34 protein-coding genes are annotated in these 25,431 nt (G+C 61.5%); 4 read left to right on the top strand and 30 right to left on the bottom strand.

Annotated features, from left to right (window positions below; all coding sequences use genetic code 11):
- Positions 1–10 precede the first annotated feature (10 nt).
- The 30 genes from PCO31010_RS12945 to PCO31010_RS12805 form a co-directional block, all read right to left on the bottom strand.
- Complete coding sequence (locus tag PCO31010_RS12945) at positions 11–2,353, bottom strand: SGNH/GDSL hydrolase family protein (protein WP_150664647.1); 2,343 nt, start codon at positions 2,351–2,353, stop codon at positions 11–13.
- A 94-nt stretch (positions 2,354–2,447) separates the two neighbouring features.
- A complete protein-coding gene (locus PCO31010_RS12940) occupies positions 2,448–5,069 on the bottom strand; it encodes a glycoside hydrolase family 73 protein (RefSeq protein ID WP_150664646.1) in 2,622 nt (873 codons plus the stop codon).
- A 1-nt stretch (position 5,070) separates the two neighbouring features.
- The gene (locus PCO31010_RS12935; protein WP_150664645.1) at positions 5,071–6,378 is read right to left on the bottom strand and encodes a hypothetical protein; all 1,308 of its coding nucleotides are present in this window, start codon (positions 6,376–6,378) and stop codon (positions 5,071–5,073) included.
- A gap of 5 nt (positions 6,379–6,383) precedes the next feature.
- Entirely contained in the window at positions 6,384–7,130 is a 747-nt protein-coding gene (locus tag PCO31010_RS12930; protein WP_150664644.1) for a DNA transfer protein p32, read from the bottom strand.
- On the bottom strand, positions 7,121–7,624 hold the full coding sequence (locus PCO31010_RS12925) for a hypothetical protein (RefSeq protein ID WP_150664643.1): 504 nt from the start codon (positions 7,622–7,624) through the stop codon (positions 7,121–7,123). The genes PCO31010_RS12930 and PCO31010_RS12925 overlap by 10 nt, the downstream gene beginning before the upstream one ends.
- Entirely contained in the window at positions 7,621–7,944 is a 324-nt protein-coding gene (locus PCO31010_RS12920) for a hypothetical protein (protein WP_150664642.1), read from the bottom strand. Before PCO31010_RS12920 ends, PCO31010_RS12925 begins: the two co-directional genes overlap by 4 nt.
- A gap of 1 nt (position 7,945) precedes the next feature.
- Positions 7,946–8,320: a hypothetical protein gene (locus PCO31010_RS12915; protein ID WP_150664641.1), complete on the bottom strand. Its 375-nt coding sequence runs from the start codon at positions 8,318–8,320 to the stop codon at positions 7,946–7,948.
- Positions 8,320–9,738 (bottom strand): hypothetical protein, encoded by a 1,419-nt coding sequence (locus tag PCO31010_RS12910; RefSeq protein ID WP_150664640.1) that lies wholly within the window; start codon positions 9,736–9,738, stop codon positions 8,320–8,322. The genes PCO31010_RS12915 and PCO31010_RS12910 overlap by 1 nt, the downstream gene beginning before the upstream one ends.
- Positions 9,735–10,145 carry a hypothetical protein gene (locus PCO31010_RS12905; RefSeq protein ID WP_150664639.1) on the bottom strand — a complete coding sequence of 137 codons (411 nt, stop codon included), beginning with the start codon at positions 10,143–10,145 and terminating at the stop codon, positions 9,735–9,737. The genes PCO31010_RS12910 and PCO31010_RS12905 overlap by 4 nt, the downstream gene beginning before the upstream one ends.
- Complete coding sequence (locus PCO31010_RS12900; RefSeq protein WP_150664638.1) at positions 10,146–10,481, bottom strand: hypothetical protein; 336 nt, start codon at positions 10,479–10,481, stop codon at positions 10,146–10,148.
- 12 nt (positions 10,482–10,493) lie between these two features.
- Positions 10,494–10,778, bottom strand: a complete 285-nt coding sequence (locus PCO31010_RS12895; protein ID WP_150664637.1) for a hypothetical protein — start codon at positions 10,776–10,778, stop codon at positions 10,494–10,496.
- Positions 10,779–10,834: 56 nt separating this feature from the next.
- Complete coding sequence (locus PCO31010_RS12890; RefSeq protein WP_150664636.1) at positions 10,835–11,269, bottom strand: hypothetical protein; 435 nt, start codon at positions 11,267–11,269, stop codon at positions 10,835–10,837.
- A 62-nt stretch (positions 11,270–11,331) separates the two neighbouring features.
- Positions 11,332–12,426 (bottom strand): phage capsid family protein, encoded by a 1,095-nt coding sequence (locus PCO31010_RS12885; RefSeq protein WP_150664635.1) that lies wholly within the window; start codon positions 12,424–12,426, stop codon positions 11,332–11,334.
- Positions 12,427–12,432: 6 nt separating this feature from the next.
- A complete protein-coding gene (locus tag PCO31010_RS12880; RefSeq protein WP_150664634.1) occupies positions 12,433–13,242 on the bottom strand; it encodes a hypothetical protein in 810 nt (269 codons plus the stop codon).
- A gap of 64 nt (positions 13,243–13,306) precedes the next feature.
- Positions 13,307–15,298, bottom strand: a complete 1,992-nt coding sequence (locus tag PCO31010_RS12875) for a portal protein (RefSeq protein WP_150664633.1) — start codon at positions 15,296–15,298, stop codon at positions 13,307–13,309.
- On the bottom strand, positions 15,298–16,860 hold the full coding sequence (locus PCO31010_RS12870) for a terminase large subunit domain-containing protein (RefSeq protein WP_174984695.1): 1,563 nt from the start codon (positions 16,858–16,860) through the stop codon (positions 15,298–15,300). Before PCO31010_RS12870 ends, PCO31010_RS12875 begins: the two co-directional genes overlap by 1 nt.
- Positions 16,861–16,889: 29 nt before the next feature.
- On the bottom strand, positions 16,890–17,267 hold the full coding sequence (locus PCO31010_RS12865; RefSeq protein ID WP_174984691.1) for a hypothetical protein: 378 nt from the start codon (positions 17,265–17,267) through the stop codon (positions 16,890–16,892).
- 154 nt (positions 17,268–17,421) lie between these two features.
- Positions 17,422–17,676 (bottom strand): hypothetical protein, encoded by a 255-nt coding sequence (locus tag PCO31010_RS12860; protein WP_150664631.1) that lies wholly within the window; start codon positions 17,674–17,676, stop codon positions 17,422–17,424.
- Positions 17,677–17,686: 10 nt separating this feature from the next.
- Positions 17,687–17,944, bottom strand: a complete 258-nt coding sequence (locus tag PCO31010_RS12855; protein ID WP_150664630.1) for a hypothetical protein — start codon at positions 17,942–17,944, stop codon at positions 17,687–17,689.
- Between the two features lie 4 nt (positions 17,945–17,948).
- A complete protein-coding gene (locus tag PCO31010_RS26635) occupies positions 17,949–18,122 on the bottom strand; it encodes a hypothetical protein (protein ID WP_174984688.1) in 174 nt (57 codons plus the stop codon).
- Positions 18,112–18,456, bottom strand: a complete 345-nt coding sequence (locus PCO31010_RS12850; protein WP_150664629.1) for a hypothetical protein — start codon at positions 18,454–18,456, stop codon at positions 18,112–18,114. The genes PCO31010_RS26635 and PCO31010_RS12850 overlap by 11 nt, the downstream gene beginning before the upstream one ends.
- 58 nt (positions 18,457–18,514) lie before the next feature.
- Positions 18,515–18,892 carry a Gp49 family protein gene (locus PCO31010_RS12845; RefSeq protein WP_174984685.1) on the bottom strand — a complete coding sequence of 126 codons (378 nt, stop codon included), beginning with the start codon at positions 18,890–18,892 and terminating at the stop codon, positions 18,515–18,517.
- Between the two features lie 2 nt (positions 18,893–18,894).
- Positions 18,895–19,146: a hypothetical protein gene (locus PCO31010_RS12840; protein ID WP_150664627.1), complete on the bottom strand. Its 252-nt coding sequence runs from the start codon at positions 19,144–19,146 to the stop codon at positions 18,895–18,897.
- A gap of 446 nt (positions 19,147–19,592) precedes the next feature.
- On the bottom strand, positions 19,593–20,153 hold the full coding sequence (locus PCO31010_RS12835; RefSeq protein ID WP_150664626.1) for a hypothetical protein: 561 nt from the start codon (positions 20,151–20,153) through the stop codon (positions 19,593–19,595).
- Positions 20,150–20,722 carry a RusA family crossover junction endodeoxyribonuclease gene (locus PCO31010_RS12830; protein WP_246184595.1) on the bottom strand — a complete coding sequence of 191 codons (573 nt, stop codon included), beginning with the start codon at positions 20,720–20,722 and terminating at the stop codon, positions 20,150–20,152. Before PCO31010_RS12830 ends, PCO31010_RS12835 begins: the two co-directional genes overlap by 4 nt.
- The gene (locus PCO31010_RS12825) at positions 20,719–21,246 is read right to left on the bottom strand and encodes a hypothetical protein (protein WP_150664625.1); all 528 of its coding nucleotides are present in this window, start codon (positions 21,244–21,246) and stop codon (positions 20,719–20,721) included. The genes PCO31010_RS12830 and PCO31010_RS12825 overlap by 4 nt, the downstream gene beginning before the upstream one ends.
- Positions 21,243–22,190, bottom strand: a complete 948-nt coding sequence (locus PCO31010_RS12820) for a hypothetical protein (protein ID WP_150664624.1) — start codon at positions 22,188–22,190, stop codon at positions 21,243–21,245. Before PCO31010_RS12820 ends, PCO31010_RS12825 begins: the two co-directional genes overlap by 4 nt.
- Positions 22,191–22,243: 53 nt before the next feature.
- A complete protein-coding gene (locus tag PCO31010_RS12815) occupies positions 22,244–22,468 on the bottom strand; it encodes a hypothetical protein (RefSeq protein ID WP_150664623.1) in 225 nt (74 codons plus the stop codon).
- A gap of 233 nt (positions 22,469–22,701) precedes the next feature.
- Positions 22,702–23,208, bottom strand: a complete 507-nt coding sequence (locus PCO31010_RS12810; protein WP_150664622.1) for a YmfL family putative regulatory protein — start codon at positions 23,206–23,208, stop codon at positions 22,702–22,704.
- Between the two features lie 63 nt (positions 23,209–23,271).
- The gene (locus PCO31010_RS12805) at positions 23,272–23,508 is read right to left on the bottom strand and encodes a hypothetical protein (RefSeq protein ID WP_150664621.1); all 237 of its coding nucleotides are present in this window, start codon (positions 23,506–23,508) and stop codon (positions 23,272–23,274) included.
- A gap of 121 nt (positions 23,509–23,629) precedes the next feature.
- On the opposite strand from PCO31010_RS12805, the gene PCO31010_RS12800 reads away from it, so the two are divergent.
- The 4 genes from PCO31010_RS12800 to PCO31010_RS26630 all read left to right on the top strand — a co-directional run.
- Complete coding sequence (locus tag PCO31010_RS12800) at positions 23,630–24,010, top strand: hypothetical protein (RefSeq protein ID WP_150664620.1); 381 nt, start codon at positions 23,630–23,632, stop codon at positions 24,008–24,010.
- Positions 24,011–24,104: 94 nt separating this feature from the next.
- Positions 24,105–24,425: a DUF4156 domain-containing protein gene (locus tag PCO31010_RS12795; protein WP_150664619.1), complete on the top strand. Its 321-nt coding sequence runs from the start codon at positions 24,105–24,107 to the stop codon at positions 24,423–24,425.
- The gene (locus PCO31010_RS27200) at positions 24,410–24,793 is read left to right on the top strand and encodes a Rap1a/Tai family immunity protein (RefSeq protein WP_425495018.1); all 384 of its coding nucleotides are present in this window, start codon (positions 24,410–24,412) and stop codon (positions 24,791–24,793) included. The genes PCO31010_RS12795 and PCO31010_RS27200 overlap by 16 nt, the downstream gene beginning before the upstream one ends.
- A 117-nt stretch (positions 24,794–24,910) precedes the next feature.
- A partial coding sequence (locus PCO31010_RS26630) for a hypothetical protein (protein WP_174984681.1) occupies positions 24,911–25,431 on the top strand: 521 nt, incomplete at its 3' end.

Here is a 25,431-nt window from a genome sequence, read left to right as displayed (position 1 = left end):
ATTGCCCCCGTCAGCCGCCGACCCGCGTCGCTTTCGCGAGCAGACTATTTCGCACCGTCGCTGTGCCATTGCAGCTTGCGGCCCCCCACGCCTCAATGAGCCATCGCCCAGCAGTTGGAATGGTCAATGTCGTCGCCGCCAAGCCGGTAGTGCCGTTCACGCGCAGCGCGACATTGATGATTTGCCCGCTGGTGGCAACGACCGACTTGGCATTGAACGCTGCGCCCGTATAAAGCGCCGAAGTCGTCGCACCGTTTCCAGAGACATAACACGCACCGCCGGGGGTACCATCGATCACAGCTTCGATGTAATCACCACCTACGGCCGCTAGCGCTGTTCCAACGTTGGAAGACGACACCACCGGATTCAGCCAACGCGACACCTCCCGCTGAATCGCCTGAATCAGTGGGCGCGTCGCACCGAAGTAGACGGTGTAATGCCCGATGATGCTCGGGTGGTTTCCGGCGCCGCCGAGAGAGTTCGGGTTCGTCAGTTCATCGCCCGTGCCGCACATAATTTCATCGGGAATTTCGTTGTACCCAATGCAGCGTGCGTAACCGGCTTGCGCTCGGAACTTCGTCGCCGTGCCTGCACCCGTCATGAAGACGCCGTAATACCCGGAAACGATACCTTGGTAGTCAAAGACATCGATTACCTTCTTAGAGTTGATGTAGACCTTGTGGTGCGGCCCGAGCGATTCGACCTTGACCACAACACCGGCTCCGACCGTCAGCGGATCGATAGCGCCGGACGCGACGGAAACTCCGTTCCAGTACAACACCACCTGCGGGACACTTGGCTGAATATGCAGACGATAGGCTTTCGTCAGATTAGTGGGATCGGCACGCCAGCTCATCCCGAAGACCGTCGCCGAGTTATTGAAGATGAACGTAGCAGATCCGATAAAGTTGCTTTCCGACGCTGGGCGTACCGTTCCACCGTTCGCAGCCCATGTGAAAGTATCGCCAGAGAAGGAAGGTTTCGTGCCCGACTCGACCAGCCACGAAGCGAAATCGGCCGCACCGATGGTGAATCGCGTACGCGTCGCCGCGATATCGACGCCTTCACGATACGCGCGGCAGAGCCGGTTCGCGTCGAGCAGCGTCGTGTTCAACTCGATAGCTACGCCGCGCGCGGCATCGGCAACAGCTTGGAGAATCGGATTCCACGCCGCGAACGGCGCTGCTTTGCGCGTCGGCAACATGTCAGTCATGATCGCGACGCTTGGCACTTTGGTCCACGTACGAATGCGGTTGATGATGATGTTCTTCATCGTCGCCGCCCAGGCGTTCGTGTCCCCCGAAGTGGCGTTCATGCCGAAGTCGAGAATAACGAGGTCAGGAGCATCATCGCGGATGTGGTTGTACCAGGTCTTTCCGATGGTCGAACCGCTGGGCCACAGCGTGTAGTTCGGTACGTCGCGTTGCCATCCCCGATCCCGGTAGAAGTTCACGGTCGGGGTTTCCGGCGGTGCGACGCCGACGAAGGTGTCGCTGTTGGCCTCCCCGACATCCTTGCCAGCGATGGAATAGTTGACAAAGGTCCACGTGACACCCGGGAAAGCGTCGCGGCAATACTGCTCGAACAGGCCCGCCCACGAGTCGCCATAAGCGATATCGTTAGTGCCCTCAGCAATCGAATGCCCCCAGATCGCGACTTTGACGTTTCCGTCTGAGATCGCCTTTTGCAGTTGAGTGATGTCCCCGACGCGGCCCGCAATGTCGTGCGCGATGATCTTGCTCGACCGCCACGCGTTCATGTTGTTGGTGCTGCCATCGGGGTTGATGACGTTGCCCGGGCCAACGTACGTCTTAGTCAGGTCACGCGCCCGCGTGTAGTCGCCCGGCGGCAGGAAGATAGACGCATCTGCCGCTGGCAATGCTTCGACGGCAGAGAAAGCCGTATCGTTGGCACCGAAGTCGGGCAGGTGGATGTCTTCCTGATTTCGGTCGTGCTGAGTGCGCGCGACGCCCCCGGTGGCGGTCTGCTTGACCCCGATCAAAGCGTCGCCCTTGGCTGCGTCATCCGTATTTGCAAGGTCCGTCTTGATTTGCAGTACACCTCCGGCAGCCGCGTCGATGTCCGCGCTCAGTTCGCGCGTGACGACATCGTAAATCTGCTGGCCCTCGCTGTCCTGAACGACCTGCCGATACTTGCCGCTGCCCCAGATGACGGCTTCGCCGCGCGCGTCGAGCACCACCGGGTTCGTGTTCGGGGTCGTAGACGCCATATCCGCATAGGTCGTCTTCGGCGTTTCGGTATTCGGCTCGTAATAGAAGACCTTCCCATTCACAAGCGGGCGACCATTGATATCGAGAAACTGGGTCTTGCCGTTGGGCAGAATCGAAGACATGGTCTACACTCCGAAGGTACAAGCCATAAGGCCAATCATGGAAAAGTGGTTAATTTCGTTCACAGCGTCGATGCTTTTCACCGCATTCATCCGCCTAGCGGCGGTCTGGTACGCTCGCAGCCCCCGCGACCCCGGGAAGGAAAGGCAGAAGCTGATTGACCGTGTCAGCCGAAACGGGGCGCGCCACGCTATCAATCTGGCTGGCAAGCGCTTGGCCCGTCGCACGTTCGTTGAGAAATTGGTTGATCGAATTACGGGCAATGTTCAGCCCTGGCACCTTCCCTAAACGATCGAGCGCACCGAGCGCGAGATTCGCCCCGGCCGACGCCGTATTCGAGTTGTTCACCGCAGAGCCTGCCGGTTGCGCTTGGATGTAGCTGGCGACACGCCCGATCTGCTTAAGCTGCGCCACCTGCTCAGGCGGGAACAGAGCATTCAGCTTCGCATCCCCCAACGAGTTCAGCGCCTTGTTGTAGGCCGACTGGCTGAAGACCCCCACTTCATCCGATGCTCCGTTGAGCGCCTTCTGCTTCAGGTAGTCGACAATCTGGTTGCGCAGCGATGCCCCCTGATCCGGCACAATCCCCATCAGCGAATTGACATCCCGAACGTTCCCGTTCAGCACGTAGCGCTTGAAGAAGTTGTCAGGGACAGCATCCCCATTCACCACGGCGCGCAGACCCGGATTGCTTTCGATGGTGCCGAATCGTGCCCGAGCTGCGTCACGCGCGGCGTTGAAAGCCGACAGCGCTTGGTCCCCGGGAGACGCGCGTAACGCGGCCTGCTCCGCTGTCACGAGCTGATTGCTGCCCACCGCCGGGATAGCGCCGTCGAGAGGCGATGCGGACTCAAGCGCATTGCGCACTGCACCGAGGGCATATCGTTCGTTGCCGTCCTTGGCGCTGCGGATAGCAGTTGCGAGCTGCGTCTTGAACTGCTCGCCGACGCCCACGGTTAGCGGGATCTCGCCGCTTGAAATCTGGTTCATCGTCTTGCGCGCCCATTCGGGCAAATGCGCCTGAGCGAGATTTCGGTCCAGAACGTCGTTTGCTTGCTGCGCGAACGCTTGTCCATTGAGCGGAATATCACCACCGTTCAGCCCGCGCGCCGTGTCATAGAGTTGCCCGACCCGCGTATTGGCGGCGTCATCGACGGCGCCGAGTGCGCCCATCAAGCGCTGACCGGTCGCGAACTCGCCCTGAGCGTTGGCCGCGCCGCGCTGATTCAGCGAATCGATGAGCGCGCGATTCTGCCCGGCGAAGCGCTCCGCCAGTGGCTCGCCAGCCCCCACGATTCCGCGCATGTTGCGCTCGGTGGCGAATTGCATGGGATCGCGCGTCGCTTGGCCGAGCGTCAGACCATTGCCCGGGCCGAGAATCGCGTTTCCTTCGGCTTGGCGAAGCAACGACGGCGCGTCGATGGTCCGATTGCTCGCGAGCGCCTCTGCGGCCTGATTTCGCAGCCCGTTGCGCACATTTTCTGAGAGCGCTCGCAGATCAATGTTCTGATCGCGCGCGGCAGCGGCGAGAAGGTCGTCGGCGCTGACCTGTGCCGCGAGCTGATTCGAAGGGATGCGCGCGCGAACCGCCGACATCACGCGATCGATGCCTGTCGCAACCTTGTCGGCAACAGCACCGATCGCCTGTCCGGCTGCGGCACCTGCCGCGCCGCCGACTGCGCCTGCGCCGATGCGCTTGCCGTAATCGCCGAGCGTGTCGTCAGCGTGTAGAGGCTGCATACCTGCCGTGGCGGCACCGGCCACGGCACCCCGGCCAATTGCGCCGAGCGTCGACGTCGCGCCGGACGCCAGTTGTCCGCCAACGAGGTTGACAGGGTTCGCCACTGCGCCCGCGATATCACCAACAACTCGCTCCGTCGTATTGGCGGGCGTCGGCGTGATCGCGTCAACGCCGCGCCGAATCAGCGTATCCACGTCCTGAAGCTTCGATCCCGTCACCGTGTTGATTAGTGCGTTGACCGGGTTCGCAACGAGGCCGAGCGCGTCAGCAATGCCGTGTCCGGCGGCGCGCACCGTGAGACCGGCCTGACGGCCCAGCTCGTCTATGGTGCTTCGCTGAGGCTGAGGTTTCGGCGTTTGCACGCCCCGCGACGCCAATGCGGCCAGCAGATCAGCGTCGCTGATACCCGACAATTCCTGTGGCGTGGCCGCGTTGGCGGTGCCAGATACCGCACTGGCTACCGCGTTACCGACGCGAGCGAGCGTAGACGGCTGCGCGCGCTGGGCGGTCGAGATCACCTGCTGAAGTTTGGCGACATAATTGGGGTCTTCCGCGTAGCCCCCGGCCTTGAGTGCAGTCGCGAACCTGGCCGAATCGCTGCCACTGCCGACGACGCCCGGATATTTGCGCGAGATGAGATCGGCATAGTCATCAGCAAATGCCTGCGGCGTGGCGTAGGTCCGGTATCGATCGTTCGATCCGGTCATGTTATCGCGCGCTGCTACGCCTGCCCCGGTCATATCCTTGATGTTCCCGAGATTGTTCGTGCCCGGGATGACCGACTTACCCCACCCTGTCTCTAGACCCCACTGGCCGAGCAGAAGCGACGGATCGACGCCGAGCTTCTGTCCAGCAGCTTGCGCGACAGATCCGTATTGCTGTGCGAACGATGCGGGCGTGAAGGATGCTTGCGAGGCCCGCGACGGGGCGAGGCTCGATAGCAGTTGATCGTCGCTCAGAGAGCTGATGTCAGCCATATCAGTACCCCATTGCCTTCAGGCGTTCCGCGAGTGCAGGATTCCCGGCTGCGCGTCGGCGCAACTCGGAAAGTGCGGCATCCTGCCCTATGGCCGGTTGCTGGGCCTGAGGTGCAGACTGCTTCTGTGGCGCCCCGGCGGCATCTTTGTTCGTGTTGCTGATGATCCCGGGGATGAGACCTGCGCCGGGACCGGCCTGTGTCTTCAAAGCCTCGACAGCGAGATCGCGTGCGCGCGCCTTTTGCGCAATGGTCGCGGCACTGTCGCCAGGCTGCGGGAAGTATTTCTTCGCCTCGTTGGCATACTCGCTCTCGGCGATAGCAGCTCCTGATTCCTTACGGAGCACCGCCGAAATGAAATTGCGCTGCGCTTGCTCATACGATTGCTGCTGATCGCTCGGTGCTCCGGCCCATTCCGGAACGCTATTCACGATGTTGCCGAGTGCGCCACCAATGACCGGGACGCTTTCTGCCGTTTGCTTGATACGGCCGCCATTTGTGACACCGGCGCCTTCAAGTTGGCGGAGCGTGTTTTGAGCGTCCAGAGCGCGCGCACCGAACGCGGTCGCATTGGCCTGCGACTCGTTGAGCTTCCCCCCTGGCTGCTGGATCGGCTGACCGTCGGGGCCGGTCGCAGGACGCGCTTGTCCGGTCTGCGTGTTCACGATCACGCCATTCGTCGCGTCGTAGTGTAATTGCGCCTGCCCCTCCGTCGCCGCGTTGTGACGTTGCGTTTCGTCGGCGGTGCGCACGCGGAGGTCGTAGTCGAGCTGCTTGTTCTTCTGATCGAGCTGATCCTTGATCGTCAGCGCTTCATTCAGTTTTCCCTTCACGAACGCCGGGTCGTATTGCGCCGGTAGGTTCGCTACAGCTTGAGGGCCGAACGTCTGCGCCGCATGCTGAATCGCAGCGGTGTACGAATTCTGGTCGTTCACGCCGCTGAGTACCTGAGCGAGCGCACCAAACCGTTGAAGTCCCACCTCGATCTGCGCTTTCTGCTGGTTTAGCTGGGCTGTGTCAGCATCGAGTAGTTGCTTTTGAATACCGGGGATAACTGCCCCTTGGCCGCCAGACGCGAGCGCGCCGATCAGCCCTGTACGGTTCACGGTACCGTCAGGGTTCGTGTTCGCGCGATAGGCGTCGCTCACGCCCTGTGCTTGTGCCATCTCGCGCTGCTTGTCCTGAATGGCGAGACCGGTCAGCGCATTGCGTTGGCGTGCGTCATTGATCTGTGCGGCCTGCACGTATGCGGTCAACGGATTGAACGATTGAGTGTTGGCCTGAAGGGGGATGCTCGGATCGATTGCCATGTCGCTCACCATCCTGCCGGGTTGGAGAAATCTGACGTGTTGAACGCACCGCGCGAGCCGTACATGCTCGTGTTGTTATTGGAGAGCAAGTTGTTCAGCAGGATGCCGTTCGTCGCGCTGCTGATACCCCCACTGATCGCGTTGCCCACCCCAACCGTGCCAGCGGCAGACGCGTTGCCTGCGCCGGTGATTGAGTTCGCGACCGAGTTCGCCGCCTGCGCACCTGCATTGCCGGTCTGCGCCGCCGCGTTTTGCCCGAGACCCGCAGACGCCAGCAAGCGATTTACGCTGTCAGAGGCTGAACTGTAGTTCGTCTTGAATGCTGCGAGATTCCGGTTAAACGTATCGTTATAGGTGCTGTCGGCGAGGCCCGTTGCGTATGCCTCTGCGCCTTTAATCGCTGCGCCAGAAGCACCCAGCCCACGGGCCGAGGCGCTGTTCTGCGCAGCCTTCAGACCTTGATCGAGGGTGAACTGATAGCCCGGGGTCGCGGCGGCTTCGGCAGCGGTCGGGGCGGTAAAGGACGCGGACAACAGCGGATTTGCAAGCGCAGTGTCCAGACCGGCGATCGCCTTCGCGCCGAAATCACGGTACGGTGCCAGGTCCTCGCGGGTCTGCTGGTATTGCGCTGCGGATACATCAGCAGCACGATTTGCGGCATCAGCCTGTGTATCTGCCGCGCTGCTCGATGCCATTGCGCCAATACCTGCGCTCGCTACTGCCCCTCCGGCAATTGCTGCTGCTACGCACATGATTCACCTCCCGGAAGGTCTTTCAGCTTGAATTCCATCACCACGTCATCAGCGATATAACCGCGACTCTTGAGGATCTTGTAAAGATTCCCGGTTCTCGTCACAGGCCATCCGATGATGCTTACGCCGCGCTCGCCGGTCACCTTCTCGATGTGAGACATGAGGCGAGGCATCGAAAGCCGGTAATCGTGCTGCACGTAGAACGTATCGACGTTCGCGCACAACTCCGTCTTGAGGTGAAGGCTTTTGTATAGGATCACCAGCGCATACCCTCGCAGAACCTCGTCGTCATCGCGCAGCGTCATTGCGATCAATGACTGGTGCTGCGCGAGAAAGAGGTACTGATCGATGTCGGGGTCGATCTGAAGGCCACGCTGACCGTGATAGGCGCAAGTGTCCTTCTTGACGTCCGAGCACTCGTCCCAGCTTTGCTGCCCGAGTGGCGTAATCTCGTCGGCAAGTTCGCGCGTGAAAGTCTCGATGGCGATCTTCATGCGACGTCGGCCTCCGCGCCGGTAATGGTCAACGTGACGCCCGCGCCATCCACGAAAAGCATGTTCGGATTCGGAATCTTCAGATTCACGAGCTCGGGAATCGAGATCGTCTTTCCGGCGGGAACCGACACCTGCCAGATTTGCGTCCCGGCGACCGCCGATGCGCCGAGGTAAAAGTTCAGCGTGATAGCCGCCGCAGTCGGATTGAAAGCGTGCGCGGAATGGATCACGCCCTGACGCTTGGCCGTGGGCGAGTACTTCGCCACCGCTGCACCTGCTGCGATGACCGACTGAGTAAAAACGTACCAATTCACGGCCATGTCAGACCCCCATGAGAATTCGTAGATCGTCGTTCTGAGACCGCTGGGGAACGACGTCCGAGGCCATCACGGCCATATCTGAAATGCCGACCATCGTCGGCGGCTGCGGCGCGAATGCCGCGAGCATCGTTTCAATCTCTGCCAGTCGGGCCAGAGCTGCAATGACCAGCGATGCGGCGCGCATGCTCTCGGCGTCCAATTGGAGCGCGGTGACGTCGACCGGGATGCTGCCCGGATCGCTTCCGCCTTCACCACCGGTGCGTCCGAAGAAGCCGATGATGAATTCGAGCCAGATTTCATTGACGCGGCCAGAGCCGTCCTGAAGGAGAAATGGCACCTCGCGCGGCGGGAACGGGATTGTTTTCTGTTCTGCCATCAGTCAGTCCCCACGTCGACGTAAGCACCGGCGAGCGCCGTCTTGCAGTTGGCGGACCATGCGAGTTCAAACACACGGCCATTACCCAAGTCGGTGCCCAGGCGGTGACGCTCGACGTTCCGCGTGAACTGTCCTCGATGCCCGACGCTCATCGAAATCGGATTCGACCACGTCCGGCCGCGCGTATCAGACCAACGAAGGCGCGCTTTCGGATCGTCCGCATAGGAAGCGGCCTCGCCCACCTCCATGACTGCGCGGAACTTGTCGTAGCTCATTGGCTCGCCGGTTCCACCAGCAATCGCCCACGAGCGCAGGCGCAATACTTCCTCGCCCGCATCGTCATATGCGTCCGGCGTGAGTTCGTAGAGGTCGCCTGTCTCCCAGTCGCCGACGATCTGTTTGCCGCGCCAGTTGGCGAAACAGGAACCCCGGTGACGGTGCTGCACGCCGTCGTCGCTCATCCAGCTGCGCTCGTGCCACTCGCTGGACAGAACGTCATAGGTCCAAGTGCGGTCAGCCGTCGGGAAGGTCAGCACGTAGAAGAGATGCGAGTCGACCTGGTGGATATACCCTATGGCGTCATCGAGGCGCGGATACGATCGCAATTCCTCGGTGAGCGCCGGGGTCGAGATCAGCTGTGCGCTCAACTGGCTGCCACGGAATACCAGTCCACCGCCCTGCTCGTCTTGGCCGAGCCAGAAGATCGCACTGTCTGCGACAGCGGGAGACGCAGCCGCCGCGCACCCATGCTGAATGAATACGCCGGGATATCGCGAGAATGTGAAGTCACCGGCACCGGTGTTGTTCCAGATTTCAGTGCTTCGCTCGCCCAGCAACCAGATCAACCGATTCGCCACCACGGCGACGACCAGTTTGTCGGGCGCGCCATTCTTCGCCGCGATGTCGAGCGGATCAAGGTCCATCGAGAGCGCCGGGGAGACGTAGAACTGGCGCGTGTCGGGCTGATTGAAGATGAAGAAGTCGTCCACGACGGACGCTCGCGGGGAGCCGTAGAACGCGGGATCGGTGATCTTGTTGAGCACCTTCGTGTTCATCTCGACGGTCCAGCCATTCGGCGAGCCATCGACGATCACGATTTGAAGCGTGTTGTCCTGCATCGACACCGGCCCGGCAGGCACGCCGATTTCGCCGATTTTGGTGAACGAGAAATCCGTCCCGATCTGATAGATCGATTTGCCGATCGCCGCGAACAATTCATCAGCCGAACTCACGTAGAGACCGTAATAGCCTGCCTCGGGCGCCGTCGCGAGCTTGCGCAGCCCGGGCGTCGGGTAGAACGTCTCCGGGAATTCACTTCCCTGCGGGTTCTTTTCCCCGTAGAGATTGAGGCATCGGACGTTCGATGCGATGTAACTGCGCGCCTTCGACGAGCCGCCAGCGAGCGGGAGCGCGATCATACGAGCCTCCCATAGCCGCGCCACCCGTAATCGCTGCCAGACGGGCAGCCGCGAGCGTCGGGGTTGCGCACGACCATCGCACCGAACGCGAGCGTCGTAACCTTGCCGTTCACGTTGTCGGTCATCTTGATGGTGTACGGCAGACGGCCGCATGCGTCCTTCGTGTTGCCGGGCACGAAGACAAACGACGTCTGAGCCGCACCGGCGGCAGAGACAGTCAGCGGCGGATAGGCGCACTCGGCGACCTTGAGTGTCAGCGTCTTGCCAGTCAGGTCAACCGGTAGCGATCCGTCGTCGACGTCTTGCGCGTAGACGCTGAGCAGCACGCGGAAGTCATCCCCGGCCGCGACTTCGAAATCGCGCCGCTCTGCGGGCTGATCCATAGCGACCGAGAAAGAGATGTCCATTCAGAAATACTCCGTGTACACGGGCGCGCCCGACATCGGCGTCTGGATGATCGCGTTGATTTCGCGCTCGGCGAACGTGACCCACGACGGGTCGGCCTGCTTGCGAAACTCAGGCGCGCAGAAATACGCCGCAAGAAGCACATAAGGTTCCTCGGCGGCTTCAGGCAGCGACGAAATCGTCCAGCGCACGCGCTCATCCTTGCGGAACGACGCATGCGCCGCGCGGATCTTCTGTTTCGCGATTTCCATGTCCTCCGGATACGCCGTCTGCCCCACGCTCAGGACGCGAAGCTTTTGAAGCACTCGGGTCGCCAGATCGTTGATCGTCGCTGCCATGTTCTGCCTCGCTTACTTCTTCGACGCCTTCACGGGCGCCTCGTCAGCGGGCGGCGTCTGCAACGCGGTGACCGTCGCTTCCAACTCGGCGAGATAAACAGCGTCGCGGTCAGATTGCTTGTCGTCCTTCGGCACTGCGATGCCCTTGACCTCAAAGTGCGGATTGCTCGCGAGTTTCTTGGCAGCGTGGTCGGGCACTTCCGACCATTCACCTCGCGCCAGAGTCACGCCCGCATGCTCGATCGAATGGCGATGCTCTTCACCGCTCGGATCGCCCAGATATTTGACCTTTGCCATGTTCTTCTCCTATGTGGGCGGCCAGACCGCGCCGCCCATGTTTCGTCGTCTACGGCTTACGCGTTCGGCGGCAGGAACAGCACCACGATCGACACGGTGCCCGACGTGGCGCCGGTCGCCGGAGCAGCCTTCACCGTGACATCGACGGTGTCGTTCTGCGCCAGCGTGAGCGGCTTCGCGGTGGGAGCCGAGGCGCGTGCTACGCCACCGGCCTGACCGACAGTCGATGCTTGGACGAAGTAGTCCGGGTCGTCTCCATACCCCACGTCGAGCGTGATGGCTGGCGAACCGCCGGTGTCGAGATCCGTCACAGCGACGATGACGTCGAGAATCGTGGCGCCCTTCGGCACCAGCGGACTTTGAATCACGTCATTGAGCGCCAGTGCAGCGGCCAGCGTGAAGACGCCGACTACAGCCTTCAGGCCGTGGCCGTCGCCGACGCCGGGCACTGCGTTTGCCGTGCCGGTGTTGGTTGCGGTGAAAGTCGTCATTTCAGGTTCCTCTCAGGTATGGGATGCAGGAGGCGAGCCGCGAGGCCCGCCATCCCAGGTGATTACGCGTCGGCCACGGCGGCCGCGTACACCGTATGCACGCCGTGCTGCACGAGGTTTGCCGTGTCGTCGGCGCCCTTGCCGAACAACAGTTTCTCGACGCCGCGAATCTCCTGAACGCCGACGCCAGTGCGGTAGCCGTAATCGCGCACATCGGTCGTCGACTTCGTGCGCTGAGCCCATGCCACGCCGACAGCCTGAGCACCAACGAGGAAGTTGGCGCCGACCTGAATGCCGCCAGCACCCACGCCCGGCAGATAACCGATCTCCGGAATTTCTCGGATGATCACGCCGTCCCAAACGAGCGAGCCGCCGGTGAACAGCGGATTGCTGTTCATCGAGTTGCCTTCGCGAGCACGCGCATCACGGTTCGCCTGAACCATTGCTGGGTCTTGGCCCAGGTCGCGGAACGCGAGCGAGTTGGCGAAAAACACGAACCATTCCTCGTCCTCGTTCAAGCGAATCGGCTTGATCGCCGGGGAGGCAAGCTGAGCGCGTCGCTTCGCGAGGCTGATCATGGCGGTGCTGAGCTTGTCGGCCGTGTTGTCGATGTTCGCGAGCGACGCCGAATGGTCGTTGCCCGTGTTGTTCGACACCGACGAGCCAAACAGCACGCGATCAGCGTTATCGGCCAGCCATGCATCTTTCTGCGCTTCGGAGGCCAAGCCATAGGGAACGCCGTTGATCGAATACAGCGCGGCGATGGTGGCGTCGCGCAGCTTCTCCATGGCCCAAAGCTTCAACGCCATCTTTCCGGCGTTGCGCAGGTCGATCGCAGACTTCTGTTCGTCCCAATCGGTGACGATCACGGCATTACGAAGCGGGTTGACCGTCACGGCCATCGAGCGAGAATCCAGCTCTTCTTCGTTGCCTTCCAGAACTTGGTTGCCGGTGACGCCTTGCCCCTTGAGCTTGCGGACATTGGCGAAGGTGACGCGGTCGCCAGGCTTGCGGGTCAGGTCGTCTTTGAGCTGGATGATCGAGTTCTCATCCGTGCCCATGTACCGCTTGAAGCGGTTATCGCGCACGTACTCCATGAAGAACTGATCGTCCCATTGTTGCGGGGTCAAACCCGCGCGGGCGGTAGTTTCAGCCATTTTCCGTTACCTCTTCGAATTGAGAATGTCGGACAGCGACGTCGGGCCAGTCCATGCGGGCGCGGTGCGCGGCGCAGCGGATCGAGCGGTCGCGAGAGTTTTCGGGATGACGGGCGGCGGAGTGACGGGCGTTGCGGGCGCGGCTGCAGCCGTGGTGCTCGCCGCTTGCGCCTGCTGGTCGGCTTGCATCTGGGCCATGAGTTCGTCACGCACCTTTTGGCGGTATGCCTCCGGGTCGCTTCCGATCTCTTCCATCGCCTTGATGCGCTTGGCCTGCTCGTACATCCAGCCGTACGGGTTGGCCTGCCGGGTGAGTTCGGCACCGAGAGCGGGATTCTTTGCCACCGCACCTTTGAACACCTCGACCATGTCGTCGACGTCGTCGTGCTTGCTGCGCAACAACATCTCCGAAACGTTCAGGCGCTCATTAAAGAGCGTGGTGCCGAGATCCATATCAACAGTCTGCGGCTGTGCCTGTGCGGCTTGCGTTTGCGGCTGCTGCGTGCGCAAAGCCTCAAGGGCAGCCTCTGCCCGAATCGCCTTCTCCTTCCAGTCCTGTCGTCCCTTGCGTTCTTCCTCAAGAGCTTTCAGCGGCACCATCGAACCCGTTTGTTGTACCGGCGTCGTACTCGCGTCCGCGTTCTCGTCCGCGCCCGGCGTTGCTGCTGCCGCTTGCGCTTCCGTTTGCGTGGCCGTGTCGCCCGTAGCGGATTGCTCAGTCGCCGCCATCGCGGTGTCGCCTTGCTGCTGCTGCGCGGCGTCATTCGCTTCCTGCGGTGCTGCTCCACTCAAAACGTCGTCCAGTGATGTCGTCATTGCTCTCTCCAACGCGCCCGAATTGGCCCGGCGGCAGCCCTACGCCCGACTCCCCGGCGGCGGGTTATGCAAAATCGGTTACCTGCGCCGGACGCTGTGCCTCGGCGATGTTCTTGATCGAATCGACCTGAAGATTTGCGGTCTGCGCATCAATCCGTCGGATCTCTGCGGCTTTTTTCATTTCGTCGAGAGTCGACGGTTGCTGCGGGGCCTGCGGAGCATCCGGCCCGCGCTGTGCGTTCGACATTGCTTCGGCGGCCTGCGCACGCGACTTCAGGGCGTCGGAATTCGTCTTGTTAATGTCGGCCTCGGCCTTGGCCTGTCCGATCTGCTGTGCGCCCTGCTGGGCTTGCGCGCGCTGCTCGCGAGCCTTGCCCATCTGGTCGAGCAACGCGTCCTTGTTGCGTAGGCTCGATGCACGAATGAGGACATCGGTCGGGATCGGGTCGCCGGTTTGGGCGAGCGCCGGGGCGATTTGTGCAAGGATCTGGAATTGCTCCGCCTGGATGTTCGCGACGTCAGGGCCTTCCTCGATGATGATGTCGACGTCGAGACCGGAGATTTCGTTGTCGCGGCGCACGACCTGATCGAGACGCGGATCGCCGGGCTGCAACTGGTATTGCTGCGCGATCTGCTGTGCCTGCTCCGGAGGCATGGCCGAGAGTTCGTCGGCGAGCGTCACGGGCTGATTCAGGCCGACCCACTTCAGGTTGCGCTCGTCGTCCGTGACGCGTACCCACATTGGGCCAGTCCAGAACTGGCGCACGCGCAGCCAGCACGCCTCCATAACCTGCTGGGTCCACTGGCGCAGGTCGTCGATCAGTGGTTCAACCTCGATCGCGCCGCCTGCCTGCTGTGCCTGGATGGCCCGGCCCGACTGGATACGCGGATCCTTCCCGGCCATAGCAGCATTCGGGCCGCTCGCCTGCATTTCGCTGGTCGCGTGGTGGAGCAATTCCATTTGCGACTGCGCCATATCGCCAGTGGGCAAAATGCCGAAGTCCTCACCAAACTTGCCGCCCGCCTCCACCACGAGGTGACCGTCAGGCTTTGCCAGTTCGCGCTTCGCCTTGTCCTGATCGACGATGGCCTGACGATTTCCGTACGTCTGGCGCATGCTGATCAGGTGCAACGCCTTGCTGCGACGCTTGTTGATCTCGTCTTGTAAGGAGATCTGATCGCGCACATGGCCGTATCGATTGTTGTCACGATCGACGTAGGCAGACCGCAGGATGAGCGATGAAGCGGGATTACCGTCACGGTCGATGTACGGCGACGGCATCGGATCGTCGAGGAAACCGCCCTTAGTGAAGGTCGCCATCATCCAGATGCCTTCCTGCAACCAATGCATCTGCACAATGCGAACGCGCGTTCTGCGGTTGTCGGACCACACATTGAACTTCGGGCGGTCGTCGTAGGTGTCCGTCATCGACACGCTGCTAAACGTGTTCTCGATGGCGTCAGCTCGATCCGGATATGCTTCGAGCGCAGCCTCGCGGTCTTCCCAGATGACGATGCCCTTATAGCGCGCGTCGCTGAAATCCTTATTGCGGCTATATGGATCGTAGAAAATACGATCCCACGGCACGCGCGTAATATCGACGTCATAGCCGTCACGATTCGGCTTGACGATCACGTCAACACCACCGGTACCCTCGATCATCATGTCTTCGAAGACGTCGGAGCGCGTCACATCGAATTTGTTTCGGTCGGCGACATAGCGAAGCGAATCAGTGGCGGCTTCCGCCATCTGCTCTTCATGCGGCGTGCGCGGGAATGCCTTCGGATCGCTGCGCAGACGGCGCTCGAAGCCACGGTAGTACTCGACCTTGCGTTTGATATAGTTGATCGTGAGCGCAGGCTGACCACGCTTGGCAAGGATGTCGAGTTCTGACTTCGTCCACTGCTTCGCGTCGTAGTAATCGCGGTCGCGCTCGGCGAGACGACGAGCGGTATCTGTGGCCTGTTCCGAATCCTCGAACCAGCGGCACAGCGTCGATAGCGATGGCGGCTCGATCACGTCGACCTGCACTACCGCCACGGGTTGGCCCTGCATCACGCCACTTTCCACGATTCCTCCCCGTCGCCTTCATTCCGGCTGAATGCACGTTCCCAGCGATCTTTTTCGATTGGGCGCTGCTCCTTGACCGGCACGACTGCCGGGTGCGCCTCGGCGAGAGCGCGCCCCATAAGGCTTCCCGCGTCGACCTCGTCGTCGTGCTTGCCGGTCGGGAACTGGACGTACTGCTCGATGATTTCGTCGCCCTCCGGCCCTTCGGGGATCCAGACGCAGCCCGACGAGGCCATGCCCTGAAACGCCTGTGCCTTGACCTGCTTGTTGCTGCCGTGAGGGGTGATCGGCTCGACGCGCACGAACTGGCGCTCGGCGCGCATCTGCTGCGTGATGAACCCGGCAGACGCCTTCCAGTTGTTGTCGTCTTCAGGGAACCACGCGAGCGGGCGGTGTTTGGCAATCAAGCCCACCAGACCCCGCTCGCGCTTCCCGACTACGCGCTCGGCGAGCTTGTCCATCGTCAGATGTTCACGAAAGCCGTCGAGCAGGTAGACGTCGTTGTTTGCGGCCACACCCCAGACGCGCACGCATGCGTAGTCATTGCCATCGCCACCGGCTGGCGCGTGGTCGCTGGTCATGTACTTGTTGAGGTGCGACGGCTCGCTGCCCGGGCGATACCGGCGGAACCAGACGCGCTGAAAATAGGTGCCCTCGTCGGGCGACGGCTTCTGCTGATACAGGCTGTACCAGGTGCGGCGGTTCTTCTGGAAAGGCTTCCAGTGGTCGAGGCTGAACCATTCGGGCCACAGCGTCTCGCCGAGCGCGCGTCCGAGCGGGTCATCGGTGCGATCAGCGATGGCAGGTAGACAGATGACGTGCCACGTACGGCCGTCGCGGCCCTCGAAGACGCCAGACTCGCCGTCCCAGTCTTCGGGCAGGATACGGCCCGCCGGGTCGTCGCGATGCCAGCGCGTGAGCATCATGATCTGCGGCGCGCCCGGGATCAGACGCGAGCAGAAGTCATCGATATATGCGTCCCATGTCTTTTTGCGGATCGTCTCTGACTCGGCCTGCTCGCGGCCCTTGATCGGATCGTCGATGATGCCGAGGTGTGCGCGGTTGCCCGTGAGGCCTGACAGAAGCCCACCGGCCATGTACTCGCTACCGTTCGTCAGCGCCCACTGGTCGGCGGCTTGGCTCTCGGCCGACAGGCCAATGCCGCGCGTAAGACGGCCGAACGACGGGGATTTGATGAGCTGGCGCGCACGGCGCCCCTGCTTGGCCGCGATGTCGCTGGCGTAGCTCGCGAGGATGACGTTGCGACGCGGCGCGCGGGCCATGAACCACGGCACGAACACGACATCGACATACGTGCTCTTTGCGCTGCCCGGCGGCATCAGCACCATCAAGTTGGGGATGATCCCGGCTTCGACGTCCTGAAGCGCGCGGCAAACGAGTTCGTGATGCGCGGCCAACTTGCCGAGGCGCATCATCGTGAACTGGTCTTCGTCGTCGGAATCGGTAAGCGGCACAGTCGGGATGTCGACCATGCATGCGAAGTCGGGCAGGCTGCGGTGCGCGAGTTCTGCGCGAGCGTTCAGCACGTCTTGGATTGAGAATTCGCGCGCGCCCATCATTCACCGCCCTTCACAGCGATGGACGCCAGCGCGCGGAGCTGGTCATCAGTGAGCTTCGTGACGTCGAGAGTGGTCTCGTGTTTGATCGGGCCACCGGCCGCGCCCGTCACCTCATGCGCCACGCGGTCGCGCCATTGCTCAGGCTGGCGGTTCTTGAGCCAGTAGATGCAGGCCGTCACGTCGCCGCCCTTGGCCTTTTCGTAGAGCGCGCTGACGACCTCCGTGTCGGCCGATAGCTTGCCGAGCTTCAGGGCTTCGGCGAACTCGGGCTGTCTCTGCTTCCAGTTGCGCAGCGTGCGGTCGGTCACGTCGAAGAATCGCGCGATCACATCGTCGGTAGCGCCGAGCAGGCACAGCTTGCGCGCTTGCTCCACGTACTCCGGTCGATATGTTGACTTCGCACCTCTCGGCATTTCCGCCCCGCTGTTTATAACCTGCGGTGATTATTTGGCGGACAGCCAGACGAGATTTCGTCTAAATCACTGGGTGAGGGGAAATTGCGGGCAACAAAAAACCCGCCGAGGCGGGTTAGAACGGGAAGATGAACTGAAATCGTATTTCGTAGACATGATCGATATGGATCGGCGGATTGATATATGGTTTCTCGCGGAACCGCCATTGCTCGATCAGATCGGAATCAAGCACCGAGTTTTGCAGGGGATGCGTGCAATCTAACAATCTGAAATATGGCCCTTCTAGTACGCCACGCCGCACATTGCTGCGCGCCCACACTTCGCATTCCAGCATAAAAGGCGGCTTTCCTTCCTGCCAATCGCTTTCCACGGAACTTCTCCTATCTAACGTTGATGGGTTGATACCGCGTGACGAGCGGCGCATCAGCGCCCGGCCGTCCGACCTTCGCCGACCAGTGCGCGAGCAGGCACATCCCCACCGCATGCGTCGGCTCGCTGCCTGCCTTGTACGATTGGAGCGACGAACGCGGTATCGACGTATCGCGCGCCAACTGGTAAAGCGAGCCGCCATCCCGGCAGAGGTCCGTGAGCACACGGAACCAGTCGACGCGGACATCGAGCGGGATGGCGTTGGGCATGCGTTCACTTCCCCGACGGCAGGCGTTTGCTGACGTCGCGGGCAGACTTGTCGACCTCCGCTCCGGCACGCACGAGGTCCGGCACCTCTGCCTTCGTGATCACGCGCGCGTTGCTGCCCGGCTTCGGGTCGGCCGTGATCAGGTTTAGGGCTGGGTCGAAGTAGATTTCAGGAGACATTGGGGATGGTCTCGTTGTCCTTGATGATCACGTAGGCATCGCGGCCGATGACCGTCACATGGCTTTCGCGCACCACGACAGAGAAGATGTCGCCAACGGATACGGTGCCGCGCGCTACTGCCAGGGCGTCAGGCTTGGAGTCCCCGCCGCTGTCCGTCGGCGATTCGTCGCTGGAGGCGTTCGATGCAGGCGCTTGCCCATCGGCGTCCGGCTGCGCATCCGCACCGCTCGATGCCGTGGCGGTCGTCTCGGACGACGCCCGTTCCGTCGCACCGACAGGCTCCCCCGGCTGCGCCACCTCGGCGCCGGGCTGTTGCTGGTTCAGTTCTTCCATGCTGATCTCCGGTTGTGGAACCCAAATTGCAGAAATGTGCAGCTTGGGTTCCTAAACTTCAGGCGGTTTGTGTGGTAAGGCGGGATTTCAACTCGTAGCCCATGAGCGGCCAAATCTTGGCGACGGCGTTCTGGCGCGCGATCTTGCGGCCGATCTCGGCGTCGAAGTTCTCCGGGCTGGCGCAGGCCGACTCGCCGGTGACGGTGAAGCCGTTGCGCAGCACCAGCACACAGAAGGTCAGCAGCGGAATCGGATGGCCGAAATTGAAGAGCACCCCTTCCGCCGCGTACACGCCGTCCGATCCACGGAAATAATGTTCGCTGGCGATATTCGCCTCGATGTCTTGCGGCGTGACGCGCGGTGCCGTCTTGCCCTTGGCTTGGATTTCCTGCTCGATGCTCTGGTCGTCGCCGGTGGGCGGCGTGTTCACGCACATGTTCATGCTCCAGCTCCTTTGGGTTGGTGCTGCTGATCACGCCATGCCAGGTATGGGCGGCGCACCATGGTGTGAAAGGCGTCGGCGGCTCGACCGTTCGTGTCGAGCTCGCGGCGGCTGTCGACGCCGCAGGCGATGCGGATGAACTCGGCGGCGTCGTCTGCGGTAATCGGCTGATGGGCGGCTTCGGCCAGCCACGCGCGAAACTCGGGCTGGCGCGGGAGGATGCCTGCGAGGCGCACGAGGCTGGTCATGGTCAGAGTCGCACGCGGTCGGAAATGCTGTGGGCGCGCGCCGTTGCGAGTTGGATGCGCTCGATCAAGGAATCGAGTGCGATGACACATTCGGGATCTGCACTCGCTGCTGATACTTCCCCCACAGTTTCGGGAGGAGCGCAGTCCGCGATGGACGAGACACGCATCGAGACGCGCTGAAGCGCTTCGAAGAGCGCCGTCAACGCTTCATGCGCAGATGCGATCTGATCGGGGATGCGTTTGATGGGGATGATTTCTTTCGTGCCTGCGCTTGCATTGGCACACGCACCAAGGAGGCTTGAGGGGCTGATAGGGAGCATGCTGATTTCTCCTGAAATTGCCCGTTTAGGGGCGGAAAGTGATAAAGAATCCGGCGGCAGAGCAGGCGGCGATGAGGATGCAGGCCACGCCGACGAAGACGAGGATTGCGCCGATGGGGTCGCGCATCAGGTGCTCCCGAACAGTGCGGCAGTGAGCGGGTCGCGCGCAGGGATGAGCTTGCCCAGCTTGATCTTTCGACGCGTGGCATAGCGCGAGCGGCGCACCTTCAGTTCTTCGGGGTCTTGGCGCTTCTCCCACGCCTTGACGCGCTCGCTCGGCGTCTTCGTGCGCGGCTGGGGCGCGTTGCGACCGGGGCCGAGCTTGAACAAGCGCGTCGGCATGCCGTTGAGCGTCGCGGGGGCGTAGCCGTCGATGTGCGCCTCTCCGGCCTTCACCATGTCGTTGATGATCTTGCGCACCGTGACGAGGTGGATCTTGGACAGCTTCGCGATGTCAGGCGCACTGCGCACGCCGTAGTACGCCATTGCGGCGACGATGGTGGGCTTCGACGTTTCGTAGACGCGCACGGCCTTCTTCAGCCCGAGGCTACGCGCACGATTCTTGAGCGATTGCACGTTGTGCCCGGGCAGCAGGTGAAGCTGGTCTGCGACCGTCTCGTGAGACGCGAAAATCGCGCGCAGGATCTTGTCTTCGGCGGACGTCCAAAGGTGATAGGCGCGCTTCATTGCTGGCCTCCGCTGAACAGCCCCTGCTGCTGCGCTTGCAATGGCTCGATGACGACTTCCGTGCGCGGGTTCTTCCGATCGATGCCGTGGAACACGTGCTTCTCGCGCACCTGGCGGTCGTTCACATAGACCCCCTTCTGCACCAGCACGCGCTTCGCTTTCACGCCCGCTGCCTTCTGATCCTTCGTCAGCTTCTCGGGCTTGTAGCGGTCCTGCATCACGTCAAGCACGATGGATTCGTCGAGGTCGGGGCGCTCGCTGGCATAGAAAATGTGCAGCGTCGCGCGCACCGGTCCCGTGAGTTGCACGCGGAAACGCGGCGGGATCTGCGCGAGTGCGTCGCGTTCGTAGTCGCGGGCCTTGTCGGACTTGATGAGCATGGCCGGACGGTCGCCGAATTTCGCCACCTTGCGGCTGTTGGCCTTGCTCGCAGGCTCCCCGAGGATCGTGAAGCGAATCACGCCGCCGTCAAACGTGCGCGCGCGCGCGAGGTCCGGGAATTCGTCGGGTGCATCGCCACTTTGCGTTTGTGCGCAAACTCGGGGCATTTCGTCGAAGAGGATGGTCATTGGCTCATCTCCGGGATGAGGGATTGAACGGCTGGCGGGGTGAACGGCAGTTCTGCCGTAGGCATGGTGCGGACCTTGGCCTTCTCGAGATCGGCGGTGCATTCCGCGATGAGCGTGAGGTAGAGGCGTTCGGTCCAGTGCTTTATCGATTGCTGTTCGTTGATGGTGCGCGTGTGGTCGACGAAGGCATGCTCTTTGCGGTCGAACACCTTCACGGAGCGAACCTGATTCGCTGGGGCAAGGTCTGGCCGTCCCATGCGGGCCATTGCCTCAGACGCCGCACGATGTCGACCGCTGCCCCACTCGTAGGGATGGATCGTCGCGGCGTTCAGGTAGGCGCGCACGAATGCCGAGCGGGCGTGCATTCGGGCCGTGACTTCCTGCCAGTGCATCGGCAGCACGTGCGCGTGGCAGCCGCACAGCCAGTCGGCCCCAGTCTTCGTTGTCCCGGCCAGCATGCAGCCGTGTGCGGCGCAGCCCCACTTCGGGCCATCGTCCTGTGCGTTGGTGACGAGATCGGTCATGCTGCGGCTCCTCGTGAGGTTTCGGCCTGCTTGCGCTTGATGCGATCGATGTACGACTCGCGGGACTCACCGACGCGCGCCTCGCCAGCACCGCATTCGCGACCGGCCAGCGTGAGTTGGGCATCGTTGAGGGTGTGCAGGGGCGGTGCTTTGGGCTTCGGGGCTGGGCGGCGTGCCTTCTCGACGAACGAACGCACGAATCCGGCATTGATCGGCCCCGGGTCGCTCGCCTTGTCGCGCTCGGTGACGGCGTCGTCGTAGGCTGCTCGAAGCTCGACAGTCGTGACATTCAGGCCAGCCAGATCGATGACCTGCTGCGCCGAGGCGTTCAATCCCTTCGGGAATTTGCCGCGCTCTCGCTCCCAAGCGATCAGATTCGATGACACGCCAACGGCGGCGAGGATCGATTTTTCATCGTTCGCGGGAGGTGTACCTACGCCGTTGTTAGAACCTAAGTCCTTTCGACTCGACTCGACTCGACTCGACTCCGTCGGCGAGTTGTCGTCGAACGGTCGACGATCATTCGACGATTGGTCGTCGACACCTCCGCGACTACTCGTCGAATTTGACGATGAGATGCGGGTTTTGCGGCGTGCAGGCGCGTTTGCAGGGAGCGTGCCGTCGGGACGAGGATGAGTGAAGGTCGGCTTTTCGATCTTCTGGTGATGCCAGCCGGTGACAATCCAAAACGCCTCGCCGTCGACTTCGTACTCTTCGACGAGACCGATCGACACCAATTCGTCGACCAGTCGGCGAATGTCCAACGAGGTCAAATCGTCAGCGGGGAAGACTTCGGCTTTGAGGCGCTTCGGGCTGGCTGGGTGGATGCCTGCGTCATCGCAGAAATTCCACATACCGATGAACAAGAGCCGCGCATCGCGCGACAGCTCCATGACCTGCTCAGAGGTCCAGAATTCGGGCTTGGTAGAGCGGATGCGGGCCATTTAGACCCCCATCCGAATTGAGATAGCCGCAGCAAACGTGCGGCTGTGCAGCGTTATCCGTGCTGGTGCTTGCTCGCGATAGCAATCAGCGCATTGCCGATATCCTCGCAGCATTCCACAGGAAAGCAGACGGCCCCGCGCTCTACAGATTCGCCGGATTCCCCGATGGAGTTGACGATGATATCGACGGTTCCATGCCGATTGAGCCCCACCAGCACTTCCGGGCGTGCCTCGATCAACAGTTCGAGCGGTGGGTCTACGTTCTTGTTCTCTTCCATGCCAAATCGCCTCTCCTGCCAAGAAAGGGGCCCGGGCATATGCGACGTGGCAGGCATTCGACGCACACCGGTGGCCACCGGCCGCCCGGACTGAATGAGCATGATATGGCATCGCGTGTGTGCGAACGGGAAATTCGATCTGGTGTTGCATCCCTCACCCCCTCCGGCGCAGCGCGAACCACGTCACGCCGATCAGGCAAACGATGGGCACGGCGGCAATGATGTCGGCCATGTCAGACCGCCCGCACGCTCGTGGCGCGCTGCGGCGTGGCGCCGCTCTCGGGCGGTCGGCAGTAGATCGCCTCAGTGAGGGTCTGGATCTGCTGCACCGTCTGGTGAATCTGGTTACCCAGGCGCTTCAGGTCGGCCTTCTCCTGCTCGTCGACCTCTCCGTCTTCGGTAGCTTCCTGATGGCGTTGTGCGAGCGCGCCGAACTCAGTCGTGAGTCGCATGAAGAGGCCGAGTAGTTCATCGTTGTCCGGCTGTTCAGTCGGCTCGGGCAGATGCACCAAGACACTATTACGCTCGGATGCCCACGCGTGAAGGATTCGTTCATCGCCAGTAAGGTCGGTCATGTTCACCGCCTCAGCCAGCGAGAGAACGTTGCGGTTCTCAGGCGTGCGATTGCGGTTGACCTTGTTGCGCAGCAGCGCAGCGGAAATACCCATGCGGGGCGCGAGCGATTCAGAACCGCCCTTGTAGTCATGGACGAGGTGATATGCGGCGTCGGATGTGTTCACGGATCGTTCTCGCGAATGTTGTGCGGCGCAGCGCGACCGCTGAGAATTCAGTCAACGCGGCGCTCACGCCACGACGGAAGGTGCTTCGGTGCGGTAGAAAAACGCGAGCAGATCGCCCTTCGTGATGTCCGCCCCCATAGCCAAGCAGGCCGAAGCGAGACCGTCGAGCAAGGGAGGCTTCGGAATCTTCCGGCGGGGCAACAGATGGACCTCGATGTATGCGGTCGAGGTGTTCGCGTGCGTCGCGAACTTCTTTCGTTCGTCCTGCGAAAGACCCTGGTAATAGGTTTTGAAATCCATTCAGATCACCCGAGAGGTTTACGTTCGAATGAATAATATACCCACTAGGTATATTTCAGCAAGAGAGAATATACCCGTCGGGGTGATTTACCCGTTGGGTATGAATTGCTGTAATGCCGGGATGGATATCAACGAAATCAGACTCACCAATCTGCGCGGCCTTGCCGACCGCGCGGGGGGACGTCCAGCCCTTGCCGCGCGGATGGAGATGAGCTATCAATTGCTCCAGAACTACATCGGCAAGACGCCCATAAAGCGAATCGGTGACAAGACGGCTAGGCGCGCTGAGGATGTTTTTGGGCTACCTCATGGCTGGATGGACATGCGGCACGATGAGGCAAAAATCGTAAGCGCTAAGGGGGTGAATTGGCCGTTCACGATTGAGCGTGCGAGGTTTGATAGACTTCCTGACTCCGAGAAAGCGCGAGTCGCACGATTCGTGCGAGACACAGTTGAAGCATGGGAGCAGGAGCATGCGCCGGAAACACGCGAGGCGAGTTAGCCCGACCGCTTAGGACGGCCATCATTTACCAATTCCCAGCGGGCGGAAAACGAAGTCGGGGCCGCTCGGACTCAGAAGATCAAAAGGAAGGCACATGACACGGGGTAAGGGATTTATTCACTTTTTCGCTGCCGGGATGATGGTCGCCAGCATTGCGGGATGCACGACGACACTCACACCGGCAGGCACCAAGATCGCAATCGCTACCGCCGCACAGAAGGAAAAATGCCAGAGTTTGGGGATTGTGGTCGGCACGCAGAAAACTGGGTTTGATAAGACCGCGAGCGCAATGAATGCAGCTCTCAATCTAACTGCTGCGCGTGGTGGCAACTCGCTTTATGTCATAAGCACGTCGACGGACTGGGCAGAAGGATCGTCGGTCACGGGAGAGGCATTGCGATGCGCCCATATGTAAACTCGGCAAAACGTCTGCTGTTGGGAGTTCTCTTTGGATGGGGAGTAATCGCCGCTGCCCCAACAATTGCGGCCACTTCGTCTGTGGCATATTCCGGCAATGACCTCATGTCGAATTGCGACGACCAAGGTGTGAATCGCTCCTTTTGTCTCGGATTCATAAGCGGCGTCGTGAATGGGGCAAACGTAATGCAGACTCGCGAGCAGCGAGTGATCTGCGTCCCCAGTGGAGTGACAGTGGGACAATTAACAGATATCGTTGTGCGCGCACTGCGAACGCATCCTGAGTCGCGGCATATGGATGCGGGCTTTCTAACTCTTGTAGGCGTTGCCACGACGTTTCCATGCGACACCCCTAAGGGAAAATGAAAACTGCCCCGATGATTCGGGGTATTTTTTTGCCCAGAAAATATACCCAATGGGTATTGACACATAAATACCTGATGGGTATATTTGCCTCACATCCACACGGAATGCGAGGCACAGATGAACCATCCCACCAGCAGCACCCTTGATCTCGACAGCGTCGTCCTGAGCGCTGGCGGTCACTCTGCCGATAGCGGCCAACACTGCCTGCTCGAAGTCGTGAGCATGTTCGCTGGCGAGTCCTTCGGTGACTCTCCGGCATGCGTCGATCCGGTTCTGGCCGCGTTCGGCCGAGCTTGGAACGACGGCATGCGCACCGATGAAGAACGCGCCCAACTCAAGCAGTACATTCCGCTGCTCGTCGGCACCGCCGGTTCGAAAGAACTCTCCGAGAAGCGCTCGTGGATGGCCTTCGACTGGCTGGTGCGCGTGCACTGCGCCGCGTGGCTCGCTCTCACTCCGGCACTGAAGGTTCACGCCGACATTCTCGTCTCGCTTCCCGCAATCACGTGCCACGCTGAACTCGATATCGCGTTGCCGAAGATCAATGAGGCGAGGGCCGCTGCGTGGGACGCTGCGGGGGCCGCTGCGTGGGACGCTGCGGGGGCCGCTGCGGGGGCCGCTGCGGGGGCCGCTGCGTG

This window comes from Pandoraea commovens (assembly GCF_902459615.1).
Classification (GTDB): Bacteria; Pseudomonadota; Gammaproteobacteria; order Burkholderiales; family Burkholderiaceae; genus Pandoraea; species Pandoraea commovens.
This window is presented reverse-complemented; position numbering and strand designations above follow the sequence as displayed.